The sequence below is a fragment of the Corynebacterium hansenii genome (assembly GCF_030408795.1).
Classification (GTDB): domain Bacteria; phylum Actinomycetota; class Actinomycetes; order Mycobacteriales; family Mycobacteriaceae; genus Corynebacterium; species Corynebacterium hansenii.
The window spans coordinates 1291995-1308842 of record NZ_CP047211.1; the positions used below are offsets into that span (position 1 = coordinate 1291995).

Genomic DNA, 16848 nt, shown 5'->3' on the forward strand with positions numbered 1-16848 from the left:
CGGTGCGCGCGGATTCGTCGCCAAGCGATAAGATCCCCTCATGACTTTGATGTTGAAGGGGAGCCGCGTTCTGGTCGTCGGCGCGTCCACCACGGCCGAGCGGGTCATTCCCGGGCTGGTCGACGCGGGCGCCGAAGTCATCGTCTGCGAGGGCGGCGAGATTTCGCCCGGCATCGAGGGCTGGGCCGAACGCGGCCGCATCCAGCTGTGGCGGACCCCCTTCACCCCGGCGATGCTGTGGGGCAAGCGGATGGTCGTGGTCACCGATCCCGACCTGCTGCGCGAGGTCATGGTGCAGTCCAACCTGCACGGCGTCCTCGTCGACGACGCGACGGACGGCGCCGCGCAGCACGCCCAGGAATTCAAGGGCCGCCGCGCCTCCCGCGCCGGCCACCTGGCGGGCACCGTCGCCCTCGTCGGCGGCGGCCCGGGCAACCCGGACCTGATCACCGTCGAGGGGCGCCGCCTGCTGCGGCTCGCCGACGTCGTGCTCGCCGACCACCTCGGGCCGCTGTCGTTGCTCGGCGAGCTGGACCCGGACGTGGAGATCATCGACGCCGCGAAGCTGCCCTACGGCCGCGCGATGGCCCAGGAGCGCATCAACGAGCTGCTGGTGGACCGCGCGCGGCAGGGACTGTTCGTCGTCCGGCTCAAGGGCGGCGACCCGTACCTGTTCGGCCGCGGCTTCGAGGAGCTCGTCGCCCTGCGCGAAGCCGGCGTCACCGTCACCGAGGTGCCCGGCATCTCCTCCGCGATTTCCGTGCCCGCCGCCGCCGGCATCCCGGTCACGCAGCGCGGCGTGAACCACGACTTCACCATCGTCTCCGGCCACGTGCCGCCGGGGCACCCGACGTCGCTGGTCAACTGGGACGCGCTGGGGCAGATGACCGGCACCATCGTCGTCATCATGGGCGTGAAGAACGGCCCCGCCATCGCGGAGAAGCTCATCTCCGCCGGGCGCGACGCGTCGACCCCGGCCGCGGTGATCCAGGAGGGCACGACCGAGAACCAGCGCGTGTTCCGCTGCACCCTGGGCACCCTCGGCGACACCATCCGCGGCGAAGGCGTGCGGCCGCCAGCGGTGTTCGTCATCGGCGAGGTCGCCGACGAATCACTCTGACGGCGACTGCCGTCACGGTGCGACCGTGATGACGATGCCCCCGTCGCGGGCCACGGCGTCCAATCCCGCCGCGCGGGCGGCGTCGACGGCGGCGTCGAGGGAATCGACGTCGGCGCCGGCCTCCGCGAGCGCCCGCGCGAGCAGGCCCTTGTGGTGCTTGTTGAAGTGCGAGACGACCTTGCCCTCGGCGGTCAGCACCGTCGCGGTGACCGAGCCCGGCACCTTGCCCAGGTTCATGTAGGTGCCCGACCGCAGGTCGATGACGAGGCCGTGGTCGCCGCCGGTGAGCGCCTCGGTGATCGCCTTGCCCCACCGCGCCCGCATCGTCGGGGCGGCGCCGCCTCCCGCGTTCGCCCGCGGCAGCTTCGACCCGCCCGACAGCCGGTACTTGGGGATCATGTCCTCGCCTCCCACGACGCCGAACAGCGCCGAACCCACGGCCAGGCGGCTCCGCGCGGCGGGGGAGAGGGCGCCCGCGTCGAGGGCGTCGAAAAGCACGCCCGTGTAGCGGTCCAGGGCGGGCATCGTCGGGGACGCGAACAGCTCCGCGTTGGCGTCGACCTCGGCGGCGAGTTTCGGCCCGAGCTTCAGCGCCGCCATCGCGGCATCGCGGTCGGCGGACAGCGCCACGAGGTCATCGGCGATCCCGCGACGCACGTCGTTGAGCTCCGGCCACGACAGCCCCGGCAGGTCCAGGGGAGCCCCCGAACCCCCGGTCGACTTGGTCTCGGACGGCGGCAGAAGAATCAGCATGGGCACCGACTTTATCGGCCCGGAATACCCGCCCCACGACGGCCGACGCTTAAGCCGCCCGGTGACCGCCAAGGGCCCCGACGGGCGGTAGAGTGGCCGCCATGATCACGCGTATGTCCCGTCTGTTCCTGCGCACCCTGCGGGACGACCCGGCCGATGCCGAACTGCCCAGCCACAAGCTCCTCGTCCGCGCCGGTTACATCCGGCGCCACGCCCCCGGCATCTACTCCTGGCTGCCGCTGGGCCTGAAGGTGCTGCACAACGTGGAGAACATCGTGCGCGAGGAGATGGACGGCATCGGCGCCCAGGAGATCGCCTTCCCGGCGCTGCTGCCGCGCGAGCCGTACGAGAAGTCCAATCGCTGGACCGAGTACGGCGACGACCTCTTCCGGCTCAAGGACCGCAAGGAGGGCGACTACCTGCTCGGCCCGACGCACGAGGAAATGTTCGCGCTGGCCGTCAAGGACCTGTACAACTCCTACAAGGACTTCCCGGTCACCCTGTACCAGGTGCAGACCAAGTACCGCGACGAGGCCCGCCCCCGCGCCGGCATCCTGCGCGGCCGCGAGTTCGTGATGAAGGACTCGTACTCCTTCGACATGGACGACGAGGGCCTCGACGAGTCCTACCGGCGCCACCGCGACGCCTACCGCCGCATCTTCGATCGCCTGGGCGTGGAGTACGTCATCTGCGCCGCGACGTCCGGCGCGATGGGCGGCTCGGCGTCGGAGGAGTTCCTGGCCGTGTCGCCGTCGGGCGAGGACACCTTCGTCCGCTCCACGGCCTCCGACTACGCCGCCAACGTCGAGGCCGTCACCACCCCGGCCCCGCCGGCGCAGCCGATCGAGGGGAAGCCCGGGGCCGCTGTGCACCGCACGCCCGGCGCCACCACCATCGACGCGCTCGTCGAATGGGCCAACTCGCCCGAGTCCGGCCTGGGCCGCGAGATCACGGCCGCCGACACCCTCAAGTGCGTCATGATCGCCATCCGCCGGCCCGGCGAGGAATGGGAGCCGGCGGGCATCGCCGTGCCCGGCGACCGGGAGGTGGACATGAAGCGCGTCGAGGCGGGCCTGGCGCCCGCCGAGGTGCGCCTGTTCGAGGACAAGGACTTCGCCGCCCACCCGTTCCTGGTCAAGGGCTATCTCGGCCCGCGCGCGCTGGCGGACAACGACGTCCCGTTGTACGTCGACCCCCGCGTCGTCGAGGGCACGGCGTGGATCGCCGGAGCCGACGAGGCCGACCACCACGTGGCCGATCTCGTCTGCGGCCGCGATTTCCACCCGGCCGGCACCATCGAGGCCGCCGAGGTCCGCGAGGGCGACGCCGCCCCCGACGGCGAGGGCACGCTGACGCTGCGGCGCGGCATCGAGATCGGCCACATCTTCCAGCTGGGCCGCAAGTACACCGACGCTTTCGAGGTGGACATCCTCGACGTCAACGGCAAGCGCTCCCGACCGACCATGGGGTCCTACGGCATCGGCGTGTCCCGCCTGGTGGCGGTGCTGGCGGAGCAGCTTCACGACGACCGCGGCCTCCGCTGGCCGGCGTCGGTCGCCCCGTTCCAGGCCCACGTGGTCATCGCGAACAAGGACGCCGCCGCGGCCGAGGCCGCGGAGAAGCTCGCCGAGGAGCTCGACGCCGCCGGCGTCACCGTGCTCTTCGACGACCGCCCGAAGGTCAGCCCCGGCGTGAAGTTCAAGGACTCCGAGCTGCTGGGCATGCCCGTCGTCATCGTCGTCGGCCGCGGTTTCGCCGACGGCAAGGTGGAGCTGCGCGACCGCCTGGCCGACGAGACCACCGAGCTGGACTACGGCGACGCCGTCGACGCGGTCCTGGGCCTGACCAAGTAGCCCGGCCGGTCAGGCCGGCAGCCCCGGCAGCGCGGCGGCGCCGTCGCCGCGGAAAACCGAGCCCCCGGCGTGGCACAGACCCGCCGCCTGCAGCGCGAACGCGCGGGCGGCGGGTTTTTTCGCGGCCGTCAGCGCCGTGCGCCACGCCTCGGCGCAGGAGTCCTCGAGCGCTGCGGCGAACCCGGCGGCATCGTTTTCCGGGTCTGGGGCTCCGTCGACCACGGAATAGCCCGGTTCGGCGACGGGCACGGGCACGCCCGCGCCCTCCAGGATGCCGATGACGCGGTCGCGCAGGGTGCGGTGCCGGTCGGCGCTCGTGGCCGTCGACCGGCGGTACTCGGCGGCGATGCGCGGGGCCGCCACGCCCATGCCGTAGATCAGCGCGTACTCGGCGATGAGGGCGTCGGCGAACGGCGCGGCATCGTCATCGTCGAGGGGCTCGCCCCCGCCGAGCTCCGGGACGAGTTCGCCCCAGTCGACGCGCATGCCGCGCAGCGCCAGCACCAGGCCGCCGTCCACCGCGGCGAGCAGCGCCGCCTCGTACGGGTCCTGCAGCGAACGGTTCTGGCCGAGGGCGTCGTGAAGCGCCGACGCCGCACGGGAATCCCGCAGCACCGTTTCCGCATCCGCCGGGGACGGCGCGGCCGGCAGGGGGGAGGGGGCGGCCACGCATTCCTCCGGCGACGTGCCGTCCTCGCGGACGCCGCACGCCCGGACGACCTCGGTGGCCAGCGATTCCGCCTGGGTGCGGCGGACGGCGGCGACCTCCGCCGAAGAAGGGGCCAGGACATCGGCGTCGCGCAGGGCCAGCGCCCACGCGGCCTCCACCACGGGGTCCGCGGACGGGCCGGTGATGGGGGTGCACCCCGCGGCGGCCAGCGTCGCTGCGCCGCCCAGGCCGGCGGCGCCGATGAGGAACGCGCGGCGGGGCAGGGGAGAAGTCGGCTGAATCACGCGTCCATCGTGCCACGACACGCGGCGGCTAGACTGCACCGCATGGCCTTTCCCCCCGCTGAATCCATCGCCGGCGTCATCCGCCCCGCAGCCGCCGCCCGCGGCCTCGACATCGAAGACGTGAAGGTCGCCGGGGCCGGGCGCAAGACCCAGGTCACCGTCCTCGTCGACGGAGATGAGGCACCCGATCTCGACGCCATCGAGGCCGTCACCCGCGACATTTCCGCGGCGCTCGACGAAGCCGAGGCCGCCGGCGAGATCCGGTTCGGCGAACTGGAGTACACCCTCGAGGTGAGCACGCCCGGCGTCGCCGCGCCGCTCGTCGCCCCGCGCCACTGGCGCCGCAACCGCAACCGGCTCGTCCGCATCCGTCTCGACGACGGCGGGCAGCTGGTCGGCCGCATCGGCGCATACGACGAAGACGGGGACCGGGTGATCATCGTCGCGTCCACGGGGCCGAAGGGCCGCCCGAAGGCGACCGGCGCCGTGCTCGAGTTGGCTTCGGTGGAGCACGCGGTGGTAGAAATTGAGTTCTCTAAGGCCCCGGCGGTCGAACTCGACCTGGCCGGACTGGATTTCGACGATGCCGTGACCCGGCTGGAGGAACTGGACAAGTGAAGATCGAACTCGCCGCCCTGCGCACCCTGGAAAAGGAGCGGGGCATCCCCTTCGGCGAAATGATCGGCCTGCTCGGCCGTGCGCTGCGGGAAGCCTACCGGGGCACCGACTCGCCGGCGCAGTACGCCCGGGTCGACATCGACTACGACACCGGCGAGGTCACGGTATTCGCCCAGGAGCGCGACGAAGAGGGCAACCTCGTCGCCGAATGGGACGACACCCCCGAGGATTTCGGACGCATCGCCGCCTACCCCGTGCGGCAGACCATCCTGCAGCGCCTGCGCGACGCCGAAAGCGACAAGGTCTTCGGCGAATACGCGGACCTGGAGAACCAGGTCATCTCCGGCGTCGTCCAGCGCGACGTCCGGGCCAACGACAAGGGCATCATCGTCGTCCACATCGGCTCGGAGGCCAACGGCCGCGACGGCATCCTGCTGCCGGCCGAGCAGCTGCCGGGCGAGACCCTGGAGCACGGCGACCGCACCAAGTGCTACGTCGTCGGCGTGAACAAGACCCCGCGCGGCGTCGCCATCAATCTGTCGCGCACCCACCCCGAGCTCGTGCGCAAGCTCTTCGAGCTCGAGGTCCCCGAAGTCGCCGACGGCGCCGTCGAACTGGTCTCCATCGCCCGCGAAGCCGGCCACCGCTCCAAGGTCGCCGTCCGGCCGACCGTCAAGGGGCTCAACGCCAAGGGCGCCTGCATCGGCCCGCGCGGCCAGCGCGTCAGCGCGATCATGAACGAGCTCGGCGGCGAGAAGATCGACATCATCGACTACGACGAGGACCCAGCGAAGTTCGTCGGCAACGCCCTCGCGCCCGCGAAGGTGGTCAAGGTCGAGGTGCTCGACGAAGAGGAACGGCAGGCCCGCGTCGTCGTGCCCGACTACCAGCTGTCGCTCGCCATCGGCCGCGAGGGCCAGAACGCCCGCCTCGCCGCGCGACTGACCGGCTGGCGCATCGACATCCACTCCGACGCCGAATAAAAGCGGCGCCGGACCGTCGCCAAGCCCGCGCCCCCGCCCCGCCGAAACCACGGGGTTGGGATTCGGGGACCCGTTCGGGTTAGGCTGTAAGACGGCCAACGAGGAAACGACGGTGGAAGGACAGGTGCGTCCGCGAATGACGATGACCCGGGACGAGCAAGCCCCGCACTTCGTCGAACGCGAACGAACCTGCATCGCCACCCGCGCGAAGCTGCCCGAAGGGCGGCTGCTGCGGATGGTGGCGCGCCGTGACGGCGACGCCACCCGCGTCGTCCCCGACCCCCGGCGCAGAATGCCGGGACGAGGCGCATGGATCACCCCCACGCTCGAAGCATGGGCGGTGGCCGACAAGCGCCGCGCGTTCGGCCGCGCATTGAAGGTGTCCGCCAACGCGGACGCGAACCCGGTCCGCGAGTACCTCGAAACGCTCGGGGCACATGCCGATGCCGCACCCCGCGGCCCCGGCGGCCGGGAACCGACCAACGGAAAGACCTGAACACTGATGAGCGCACGATGAAGCATCAGCGATGAACGGCAACCGATAACGGGAGTCGACAGTAGACCAATGCGCGGGAAACGAACCCGCCCGGCACTGTTCGACTCCGCAAGTGAGGAGAAAAGTGTCCGGAAAGCTCCGTGTCCATGAGCTCGCAAAGCAGCTCGGGGTCACCAGCAAGGAACTTCTCGCCCAGCTCAAGGAGCAGGGCGAATTCGTCAAGACCGCGTCGTCGACGGTGGAACCCCCCGTCGTCAAGCGGATGAAGCAGCTGTACGCGTCGAAGGAGGGCCAGCAGGCCCCGTCCGGCGACGCCAAGCCGGGCCCGAAGCCGGGCGCCGGCGCCAAGCCGGGCCCCAAGGCCCCGGCCGCCAAGCCGGGCCGCCCCGCGCCGAAGACCCCGGCCCAGCCGGGTCCCGCGGCGGCCAAGCCGGGCCAGCCGGCCCCGAAGGCCCCGGCCGCCAAGCCGGGCCAGCCGACGCCGAAGACCGCGGCCGCCAAGCCCGGCGCCGCTAAGCCGGGCGCCAAGCCCACCCCGTCGCCGCGACCGGGCCCGCAGGCCGGCGATCAGCCGCGCCCGCAGGCCCGCGGCGGCAAGCCGGGCCCGAAGCCCGGCGCCCGCGCCCCGCGCGTGGCCAACAACCCGTTCTCCACGGGTGAGCGCCCCGCGCCGCGCCCGTCCGCCATGCCCCGCCCGCAGGGCGGCGGCCGACCCGGCCCGAAGCCGGGCGGACGTCCCGGCGGCCAGGGCGGCCCGCGCCCCCAGGGCGCCGGCAAGGGCGGCCCCCGTCCCCAGGGCGGCGGCCGCGGCGGCCAGGGCGGCGGAAACCGCCCGACCCCGTCGATGATGCCGTCGCACCCGAACCCGGGCCAGATGCCCGCCAAGGCCGCCTCCGGCGGTCGCGGCGGACGCGGTGGCCCGGGTGGCGGCCCCGGCGGCGGAGGCCCGCGCGGCGGTCGCGGCGGTCGCCGCGGCGGAACCGCCGGCGCCTTCGGACGCCCGGGCGGCGCCCCGCGCCGTGGCCGCAAGTCGAAGCGGCAGAAGAGGCACGAGTACGAGTCGATGCAGGCTCCCTCGGTCGTCGGCGGCGTCAAGCTGCCGAACGGCAAGGGCCAGACCATCCGTCTCGCCCGCGGCGCCTCCCTGTCCGACTTCGCCGAGAAGATCGGCGCCGACGCCGCCGCGCTGGTGCAGGCCCTGTTCAACCTCGGCGAGATGGTCACCGCGACCGCCTCGGTGAGCGACGAGACCCTGCAGCTGCTGGGCGACGAGATGGACTACAAGGTCCAGGTCGTCTCCCCGGAGGACGAGGACCGCGAGCTCCTCGAGTCCTTCGACCTGCAGTTCGGCGAGGACGAGGGCGACGAGGAGGACCTCATGGTCCGCCCGCCGGTGGTCACCGTCATGGGCCACGTCGACCACGGCAAGACCCGCCTGCTGGACACCATCCGCAAGGCGAACGTGGGCGGCGACGAGGCCGGCGGCATCACGCAGCACATCGGCGCCTACCAGGTCAACGTCGACTTCGAGGACGACGAGCGCAAGGTCACCTTCCTGGATACCCCGGGCCACGAGGCGTTCACCGCCATGCGCGCCCGCGGCGCCCAGGCGACCGACGTCGCCATCCTGGTGGTCGCCGCCGACGACGGCGTCATGCCGCAGACGGTGGAGGCCATCAACCACGCGAAGGCGGCCGAGGTGCCGATCGTCGTGGCGGTCAACAAGATCGACAAGGAGGGCGCGGACCCGCAGAAGATCCGCGGCCAGCTGACCGAGTACGGCCTGACCGACGAGGAGTGGGGCGGCGACACCATGTTCGTCGACATCTCCGCGAAGCAGGGCGAGAACATCGACAAGCTGCTGGAGGCCGTGCTGCTGACGGCCGACGCGGCGCTCGATCTGCGCGCCAACCCGGACATGGACGCCCAGGGCATCGCCATCGAGGCGCACCTGGACCGCGGCCGCGGCCCCGTGGCCACGGTCATCGTCCAGCGCGGCACGCTGCGCGTCGGCGACTCGATCGTCGTGGGCGACGCCTACGGCCGCGTGCGCCGCATGGTCGACGAGTACGGCAACGACGTCGAGGAGGCGGGTCCGTCCCGCCCGGTGCAGGTCCAGGGCCTGACCTCGGTGTGCGGCGCCGGCGACAACCTGCTCGTGGTCGACGAGGACCGCACGGCCCGCCAGATCGCGGACCGTCGCGACGCCCGCCGCCGCAACGCGCTGCAGGCCCGCAACCGCCGCCGCGTCTCCCTCGAGAACCTCGACGAGTTCATGAAGGAGACCAACACGCTCAACCTGATCCTGAAGGGCGACAACGCCGGTACCGTCGAGGCACTGGAAGAGGCGCTGCTCAAGATCGAGGTCGACGACGAGGTCCAGCTGAACATCATCGACCGCGGCGTCGGTGCGGTGACGCAGACCAACGTCACGCTGGCCGAGGCGTCGGATGCCGTGATCATCGGCTTCAACGTCCGTTCCGAGGGCAAGGCCACCGAGGCCGCCAACGCCGCCGGCGTGGACGTGCGCTACTACACGGTCATCTACAAGGCGATCGAGGAAGTGGAGCAGGCGCTCAAGGGCATGCTCAAGCCGATCTACGAGGAGCGCGAGATCGGCCGCGCCGAGATCCGCGCGATCTTCAAGGCGTCCGCCGTCGGCCTCATCGCGGGCTGCATAGTGGAGTCCGGCAAGATGCGCCGCAACGCGAAGGTGCGCCTCATCCGCGACGGCAACGTCGTGGCGGAGCAGGCGACCATCAACTCGCTGCGCCGCGAGAAGGACGACGTCACCGAGGTGTCGGCCGGCTACGAGTGCGGCATGGTGCTGTCCTACCCGGACATCCAGGTGGACGACATCATCGAGGCCTACGAGATGGTCGAGGTCCCGCGCGACTAGTCCGCGGCGACCGCTTGACGACGGCCGGCCCCACGCCATTCGGCGCGGGGCCGGCCTTCGGCGTTTCCGGGGAGGCGGGGGGGGGAACGGCGGGTTCGGCGGGGCCCCTCCCAAACGGGAGGGCCGGGAACAAACCCCGGCTGCGAACGGTTATCCTGGGTGGCCGGAGTTCGGGGCGCGATCGCCCCGTGACCCGGCGATTTTCAACGAAGACACGTCCCCGACCAGAGGAGAAGATCGACATGGCCGATCCCGCACGCGCACGCCGCATGGCCAAGCGAATCCAGGAGATCGTCGCCGCAGCGATCGAACGCGAGGTCAAGGACCGTCGCCTCGAGCTGGTGACCGTCACGGACTGCCGGGTGACCGGCGATCTGCACGATGCGACGGTGTTCTACACCGTCCGCGGCCGCACCATCGACGAGGACCCGGATTGGGACGCCGCGGCGGAGGCGCTGAACCGCGCCCGCGGCCAGCTGCGCTCGCTCGTGGGCCGCGCCCTGGGCGTGCGCTACACCCCGACCCTGGCGTTCGAGGTCGACACGGTGCCCGAGGCCAGCGCCCACATGGAGGAGCTGCTGGCCAAGACCCGGCAGCGCGACGCCGAGCTGGCGAAGCTGCGCGAGGGGGCGGCCCCCGCCGGCGACTCCGACCCGTACCGCCGCGACGACGAGCCGGAGGCCTGACGTGGGGCCGGGGGAGCAGGCGGCGCACCAGCTGTCGCAGTCGATCAGCAGGCGCATGTCCGGTCCGATCCAGGACGCGATGGACATGCTCGCCGACGCCGAGTTCGTGGCCGTCGTGTGCCACATCCACCCTGACGCCGACGCCATCGGCGCAGCGTCGGCGATGGTCATGGCGCTGCGGCAGCGCGGCATCCGCGCCGTCGCGGCCTACGGAAACGACGAGCTGCCGGCGAAGTCGCTGCTGACCATCCCGGGCTGGGAGTTCTTCGTGTCGCCGGACGACATCCCGGAATCCGTGGACACCTGGGTCTCCGTCGACTGCGCGAGCCCCGAGCGGCTCGGGCGCCTGCGCGAGCGGATGATGACGTCGCAGCGGCTGATCGTCGTCGACCACCACGATTCCAACTCGCGCTACGGCTCGGTGAACATGGTGGACGAGGAGGCCGAGTCCTCCACGATGGTGCTGCTGGACTTCTTCGAGGTCTGGGGCATCCGGCTGACCCGCGACATGGCGCATGCGCTGTACGCGGGCCTGCTGACGGACACCGTGTCCTTCCAGTTCGGGCGTTCGCGCATGCACACCGCCGCGGCGCGGCTGCTGAACAAGGGCCTGGACCCGCGCACCATCGGCGCGCAGCTGCTGGAAGGCCACCCCTTCGAGTACCTGCCGTTCCTGGGGCGCGTCATGGCCACCGCCGGCCGCGTGCCCGACTGGGCCGGCGGCGCCGGCCTGGTGCACGTGACCATCTCCCACGGGGACATGGCCGACGTCGGGCACGACGAGGTCGAGGCGGTCGTCGACGTCGTGCGCACCACCGACGCCGCCGACGTCGCGGCCGTGTTCAAGGAGTATTCGCCGGGCTTCTGGTCCATGTCGCTGCGCTCCAGGGAGCTCGTCGACGTCTCCGAAGTGGCCAAGTTCCTCGGCGGCGGCGGGCACCTCCGCGCGGCCGGCTACAACTTCAGCGGCGACCGCGATGCCGTGGTCGGCGCGCTGATCGGCGCCTCGGATGTCGCGGCGGCGACGATCGAGCACGCCGACGGCAACTGACGTGGCCACCGAGTCGGACCGGCCCATCACCGCGGGGCGGATCCTCGGCCTGGCGCTGCCCGCCCTCGGGGTGCTGGCGGCGCCGCCGCTGTATCTGCTGCTGGACACCGCCGTCGTCGGGCGCCTCGGCGCCGTGGAACTGGCGGCGCTGGCAGCCGGGGCGACCGTGTTCTCCATGCTCACGGCGCAGCTGACGTTCCTGGCCTACGGCACCACCGCCCGCGCCTCGCGGGCCTTCGGGCGCGGCGACGTCCGCGGCGCCGTGGGAGAGGGCGTCCAGGCGACGTGGGTGGCGGTGTTCGTCGGCGTGCTGCTGGTGGCGCTGGTGGAGGGATTCGCCGGCACGATCACCGGGCTGCTCGCCCCCGACCCCGCCGTCGCCGACGCGGCGGCCGGCTGGCTGCGCATCGCCGCCGCCGGCATTCCGCTGACGCTCATCGCCCAAGCCGGCAACGGGTGGATGCGCGGCATACAGGACACCCGCAGGCCCTTCCTCTTCGTGGTCGGCGGCCTCGGTCCGGCGGCGCTCGCCATCGTGCCACTCGTCGGATGGCTGGGGCTGAACGGCTCGGCGTGGGCGATGGTCATGGGAGAGACGCTCACGGCGGCGTTGTTCATCCGGCAGCTCGTGGCGTCGGCCTCCGCACGGGACGTCGCAAAGCGGCCCAGGTGGAGCCTGATCAAGCGCCAGCTCGTGCTCGGCCGGGACCTGATCCTGCGTTCCCTGGCGTTCCAGGTGGCGTTCCTCTCGGCGGCCGGCGTGGCGGGGCGGCTCGGCGCGTTCTCGCTCGGCGGGCACCAGATTCTGCTGCAGCTGTGGAACCTGCTGTCGTTGGTGCTGGATTCGCTGGCCATCGCCGCGCAGACGCTGGTCGGGGCGGCGCTGGGCGTCGGGTCCGTCGCCGCGGCGCGGTACACGGCCAGGCGGGTCATCGCGTGGTCGACCGTGTTCGCGGGCGTCCTCGCCGTGGCATTCGCGGTGCTCCACGGAGTGCTGCCGCGGGTGTTCACCGACGCGCGCGGGGTCCTCGACGCCATCGCAGCGGGCCCGTGGTGGATCCTCGTGGCCATGATCCCCATCGGCGGCGTGGTGTTCGCCATCGACGGCGTGCTGCTCGGCGCCGGCGACGCGGCGTTCCTGCGCAACGCGACCATCACCGCCGTCGTCCTCGGATTCCTGCCGCCCGTGTGGCTGACGCTGTCGATGGGATGGGGGCTCACCGGCGTGTGGTGGGGCCTGCTGGCCTTCATGATGCTGCGGCTGATCTTCGTCGCCGTGCGCTACCGCGGCCCCAAATGGGAGACGGCGGCGGGGGAGTAGCGCCCGACCTGGCGTTCCGCGGTCATTTCTCACACCAAAACTGTTGACCATGGGGCAAGTGTGACTAAAGTTGCGTAAGAGTCTGGTTTTCGCGGATCGCTACCGCGAATCGCCGGCAATCCGTTACAATTCCGTGATCCGGCGCGATATACCGGCCAGACCCGACCGATGGATCACAGTCACACCCAGGAGGCGCCCATGGCGGACGACGAACACCCGTCGACCACCCTGTGGGCGATTTCCGACCTCCACGTCGCGGTCAAGGCGAACAAGGCCGTCGTGGAAACCCTCCGGCCGCGCAACCCCGCGGACTGGCTCATCGTCGCCGGCGACGTCGCCGAGCGGCCCGAACTGGTGCTGAAGACGCTCGGCGAGCTCGCCCGCCGCTGGGCGCAGGTGATCTGGGTCCCCGGCAACCACGAACTGTTCTGCCGCGGCGCCGACGCACACGTCGGCGAGGCCCGCTACGACCAGCTCGTCGACGGTTGCCGCCGCCTCGGCGTGCTCACGCCCGAGGATCCCTACCCCGAGTTCGGCGGCGTCACCATCTGCCCGCTGTTCACGCTGTACGACTACTCCTGGCGCCCCGCGGGCACGACCATTTCCGAGGCGCTCGAAATCGCGAACCAAAGCCAGGTCATCATGACCGACGAGTTCGCCATCCGCCCCTTCGTCGACCCGGTGCTGTGGTGCCGGCGCCGCCTGGCGTACACCGTGCGCAGGCTCGCCCGCGTCGACGGGCCGACGATCCTGATCAACCACTGGCCGCTGGCCCGGGAACCGCTCTCGGCGGTGTACTACCCGGAGCTGTCCATGTGGGCCGGCACCCGGCACACGCAGGACTGGGGCACGCGGTACCAGGCCCGCCACGTCATCTACGGGCATCTGCACATCCCCGGCACCACCGTCGTCGACGGCGTGCCGCACACGGAGGTCTCCCTGGGCTATCCCCGGGAATGGCAGCCGCGGGAGGGCGACCGGACGTGGCCCTATCCTGTCATGGAGGTTCGATGACGGTGCTCACCAAGGCCATGCTCCCGGCCCATGCCTCGTTCCACCAGATGTGGACCAACGGCGACAGCCTGGAGCACTACCATTCGCTCGACCCGGCGGAACGCAATCTCGTCGCCGGCGCGGTCGATGCGCGCAAGGCGGAGTTCGGCGACGCCCGGTGGTGCGCCCACCGCGCGATCGAGGAGCTCACCGGCCGCCCGTCGGCGCGGCCGATCCTGCGCGGCGAGCGCGGCATGCCCATCTGGCCGAACCAGATCACGGGTTCCATGACGCACACCCGCGGTTTCCGCGCGGCGGTCGTCGCCCCGCGCCTGCTGGTCCGGTCCATCGGCGTCGACGCCGAGGTCGCCGAACCGCTGCCGGAGGGGGTGCTGGGTTCGATCGCCAGCGCCCGCGAACTGGCCACCATCGGGTCCGCAGGACTGGACTGCGCCGACCGGCTGCTGTTCTGCGCGAAGGAGGCCACGTACAAGGCGTGGTACCCGCTGACCGGACGGTGGCTCGGTTTCGAGGACGCCGACATCGACCTGCGCGCCGACGGCACGTTCGTGTCCTACATCCTGGTGCGCCCGACCCCGGTGCACTTCATCGAGGGGCACTGGACCGTGGAGAACGGCTACGTCATCGCCACGGCGATCGTGCGGTAGGAACCCCGGCGCGCGCCCTACATCGTCGACGGCCGGGCGACGAACACCGTCTTCGCGCGCTTGCCGGATTCGGTGATCAGCGCGACCACGCGCCCGTCCGGCGTCCGCGCGGCCGCCACGCCGCCCATCCCGATCGGCTCGAGCCACTTGCCCTGCGACAGCGCCAGGCCCTCCTCGGCGGTGACGTCGCGCACGGGGAAGCACGCCAGGCACGCCTCGTCGAGGGTCATGGTCGGCACGGGATCGGCCGCCAATTCCTCCAGGGTCTTCGCCGCCCCGATGCGGAACGGCCCGGCCGCGGTGCGGCGCAGCGCGGTGACGTGGCCGCCCACGCCCAGGCCGGCCCCCAGATCCCGCGCCAGGGACCGGATGAACGTCCCGGCCGAGCAATCCACGCTCACGTCGACGTCGATGTACCGCGCGTGACGACGGATCGCGTGGACGTCGAAAAGCGAGACCGTGACGGGGCGCTCGGGGAGCACGACGTCCTCTCCGCGGCGCATGCGCTCGTGGGCGCGGACGCCGTCGATCCTCACCGCCGACACCGACGCGGGGCGCTGCATGATGTCGCCGGTCAGCTCCGCGACGCCGGCCATGATCCGCTCGTCGGTCACCGCCGCGATCCGCTCCGGCGGCGCCGACTCCAGCACCTCGCCCTCGGCGTCGTCGGTGACGGTCGACGCGCCCAGGCGGATGGTCGCGTCGTAGGACTTCGCGTCGGCGTGCACGTGCGGCAGGAAGCGCGTGCCCCGGTTGACCCCCAGCACCAGCACGCCGGTGGCCATCGGGTCCAGCGTCCCGGAATGCCCCACGCGGCGGGTCCCGAAAATGCGCCGGAGCTTGCCGACGACGTCGTGGCTGGTCATTCCGGCGGGCTTGTCCACCACGACGAGCCCCGAATCCGCCAGGGGGTCGGCCGTATCCGCAGATGCGCTCATGTGGGGCATCCTATTCGGCGCGGGCGCGGGGCGGTGTCGTAGGGTTGGCGCGTGGACATATGGCACGGGATTGAACAGGTACCCGCCGATCTCGGCGACACCGTCGCGACCGTCGGCGTCTTCGACGGCATCCATCTCGGCCACCGCCGGCTCATCGGCCGCGCGGTGGAGCGGGCCCGCGAACTGGGCGTGCCCGCGGTGCTGGTGACCTTCGACCCGCACCCCATCGCCGTCTTCGCCCCCGACAAGGCCCCGGCGACCCTGGCCACGTGGCCGCGGCGCGCGGAACTGGCCGAGGAAATCGGCGTCGACGCGATGCTCGTGCTGTGCTTCGACCGCGAGCTCGCCGCCACCGCGCCCGAGGACTTCGTCGGCGACATCCTCGCCGGCACCCTGCACGCGAAGGCGGTGCTGGTCGGCGAGAACTTCACCTACGGGCACAAGGCCGCCGGCAACACGCGGACCCTGCCCGCGCAGGCCGCGGAACACGGCATGGACGTCGAGATCGTCGAGCTGCTGTCCGACGGCGGCGACCGCGTGTCCTCCACCCGCGTGCGCGGCCACCTGGCCGACGGCGACGTCGCCGCGGCCGCCGCTTGTCTGGGCCGCCCGCACCGCGTGACCGGCGAGGTCATCCACGGGCAGGGCCGCGGCGGCGCGCAGCTGGGTTTCCCGACCGCCAACATCGACGTCGCCCCCGGCCTCGCCGTGCCCGCCGACGGCGTGTACGCCGCGTGGTTCACCGCCACCGAGGGGCCCGAGCGCCGTGCGGTCGACCCCGACGGCGACGTCGAGCTGGGCCGCGCCTACCCGGCCGCGGTGTCCGTGGGCACGAACGTCACCTTCGGAGACACCGCCCGCACCGTCGAGGCGTTCATCCTCGACCGCTCCGCCGACCTGTACGGGCTCACCGGGTCCATCGACTTCGTCGGCCGCATCCGCGGCATGGAGCGCTTCGACGGCATCGAGCCGCTGATCGAGCGCATGAACCTCGACGTCGCGGAAACGCGGGAGATCCTCGGGGAACGGTAGGGCGAGGGGAGGGGCGCGGGCGGGGCGCGATTAGGTTCCGGCGCCCGCCGCTGGTACTCTCGCCCGTTGGCCGTGACTGTGGTCCACGAACAGTCGCCGTGCCGCCGGTCGCACCGGGGCCGCCAGTGGACTGAAACAACCAACGAGACGAAGGAGACGCCCCATGGCGCTTTCGACCCAGGAGAAGGCCGAGGTCCTCAAGGAGTTCGGCCTGCACGAGACCGACACCGGTTCGCCGGAGGCCCAGGTCGCGCTGCTGACCACCCGCATCCGCCAGCTCACCGAGCACCTGAAGCACCACAAGCACGACCACCACTCGCGCCGCGGCCTGCTGCTGCTCGTCGGCCGTCGCAAGGGCCTGCTGAAGTACCTGGCCGACAACGACGTCCAGCGCTACCGCAACCTCATCGAGCGTCTCGGCCTCCGCCGCTAAGAGCTTCGGCCGCCCCGCCGGCGGCCCCGAAAAGCCCGCCGCGACCAGGA

Annotated in this window: 16 protein-coding genes; 13 read left to right on the forward strand and 3 right to left on the reverse strand. The window is 71.9% G+C overall.

What is annotated here, in order from left to right:
- The first annotated feature begins 40 nt into the window (after positions 1–40).
- Positions 41–1120, forward strand: a complete 1080-nt coding sequence (gene cobA / locus CHAN_RS05720) for a uroporphyrinogen-III C-methyltransferase (protein WP_048744024.1) — start codon at positions 41–43, stop codon at positions 1118–1120.
- Positions 1121–1132: 12 nt separating this feature from the next.
- On the opposite strand, the gene CHAN_RS05725 is transcribed toward cobA, so the two are convergent.
- Entirely contained in the window at positions 1133–1873 is a 741-nt protein-coding gene (locus tag CHAN_RS05725) for a YaaA family protein (RefSeq protein ID WP_290292747.1), read from the reverse strand.
- A gap of 101 nt (positions 1874–1974) precedes the next feature.
- Between CHAN_RS05725 and CHAN_RS05730 the strand changes: the two genes are divergently transcribed.
- Entirely contained in the window at positions 1975–3726 is a 1752-nt protein-coding gene (locus tag CHAN_RS05730; protein ID WP_290292750.1) for a proline--tRNA ligase, read from the forward strand.
- Between the two features lie 9 nt (positions 3727–3735).
- On the opposite strand, the gene CHAN_RS05735 is transcribed toward CHAN_RS05730, so the two are convergent.
- Positions 3736–4680 carry a DUF4439 domain-containing protein gene (locus CHAN_RS05735; protein ID WP_290292752.1) on the reverse strand — a complete coding sequence of 315 codons (945 nt, stop codon included), beginning with the start codon at positions 4678–4680 and terminating at the stop codon, positions 3736–3738.
- A gap of 42 nt (positions 4681–4722) precedes the next feature.
- Here CHAN_RS05735 and rimP point away from each other — a divergent pair, with 42 nt between their 5' ends.
- The 9 genes from rimP (at position 4723) to CHAN_RS05780 (ending at position 14395) form a co-directional block, all read left to right on the forward strand.
- Entirely contained in the window at positions 4723–5298 is a 576-nt protein-coding gene (gene rimP / locus CHAN_RS05740; RefSeq protein WP_048744033.1) for a ribosome maturation factor RimP, read from the forward strand.
- Positions 5295–6281 (forward strand): transcription termination factor NusA, encoded by a 987-nt coding sequence (gene nusA, locus CHAN_RS05745; RefSeq protein WP_048744034.1) that lies wholly within the window; start codon positions 5295–5297, stop codon positions 6279–6281. The genes rimP and nusA overlap by 4 nt, the downstream gene beginning before the upstream one ends.
- A gap of 136 nt (positions 6282–6417) precedes the next feature.
- Positions 6418–6777 carry a YlxR family protein gene (locus CHAN_RS05750; RefSeq protein WP_082144594.1) on the forward strand — a complete coding sequence of 120 codons (360 nt, stop codon included), beginning with the start codon at positions 6418–6420 and terminating at the stop codon, positions 6775–6777.
- A 124-nt stretch (positions 6778–6901) separates the two neighbouring features.
- Complete coding sequence (gene infB / locus CHAN_RS05755) at positions 6902–9676, forward strand: translation initiation factor IF-2 (protein ID WP_290292760.1); 2775 nt, start codon at positions 6902–6904, stop codon at positions 9674–9676.
- A 242-nt stretch (positions 9677–9918) separates the two neighbouring features.
- Complete coding sequence (gene rbfA, locus CHAN_RS05760) at positions 9919–10362, forward strand: 30S ribosome-binding factor RbfA (RefSeq protein WP_290292762.1); 444 nt, start codon at positions 9919–9921, stop codon at positions 10360–10362.
- Positions 10363–10417: 55 nt separating this feature from the next.
- On the forward strand, positions 10418–11413 hold the full coding sequence (locus tag CHAN_RS05765) for a DHH family phosphoesterase (protein ID WP_082144208.1): 996 nt from the start codon (positions 10418–10420) through the stop codon (positions 11411–11413).
- Positions 11373–12734, forward strand: a complete 1362-nt coding sequence (locus CHAN_RS05770) for an MATE family efflux transporter (protein ID WP_377748522.1) — start codon at positions 11373–11375, stop codon at positions 12732–12734. Before CHAN_RS05765 ends, CHAN_RS05770 begins: the two co-directional genes overlap by 41 nt.
- 198 nt (positions 12735–12932) lie before the next feature.
- Complete coding sequence (locus CHAN_RS05775) at positions 12933–13748, forward strand: metallophosphoesterase family protein (protein WP_048739282.1); 816 nt, start codon at positions 12933–12935, stop codon at positions 13746–13748.
- Positions 13745–14395: a 4'-phosphopantetheinyl transferase family protein gene (locus CHAN_RS05780; RefSeq protein WP_153251400.1), complete on the forward strand. Its 651-nt coding sequence runs from the start codon at positions 13745–13747 to the stop codon at positions 14393–14395. Before CHAN_RS05775 ends, CHAN_RS05780 begins: the two co-directional genes overlap by 4 nt.
- 17 nt (positions 14396–14412) lie before the next feature.
- Here the strand turns inward: CHAN_RS05780 and truB are convergent, their stop codons facing one another.
- A complete protein-coding gene (gene truB / locus CHAN_RS05785; RefSeq protein WP_290292769.1) occupies positions 14413–15333 on the reverse strand; it encodes a tRNA pseudouridine(55) synthase TruB in 921 nt (306 codons plus the stop codon).
- A 51-nt stretch (positions 15334–15384) separates the two neighbouring features.
- Here truB and CHAN_RS05790 point away from each other — a divergent pair, with 51 nt between their 5' ends.
- Positions 15385–16365, forward strand: a complete 981-nt coding sequence (locus tag CHAN_RS05790) for a bifunctional riboflavin kinase/FAD synthetase (RefSeq protein ID WP_290292772.1) — start codon at positions 15385–15387, stop codon at positions 16363–16365.
- A gap of 163 nt (positions 16366–16528) precedes the next feature.
- On the forward strand, positions 16529–16798 hold the full coding sequence (gene rpsO, locus CHAN_RS05795; RefSeq protein ID WP_048739278.1) for a 30S ribosomal protein S15: 270 nt from the start codon (positions 16529–16531) through the stop codon (positions 16796–16798).
- Positions 16799–16848 lie beyond the last annotated feature (50 nt).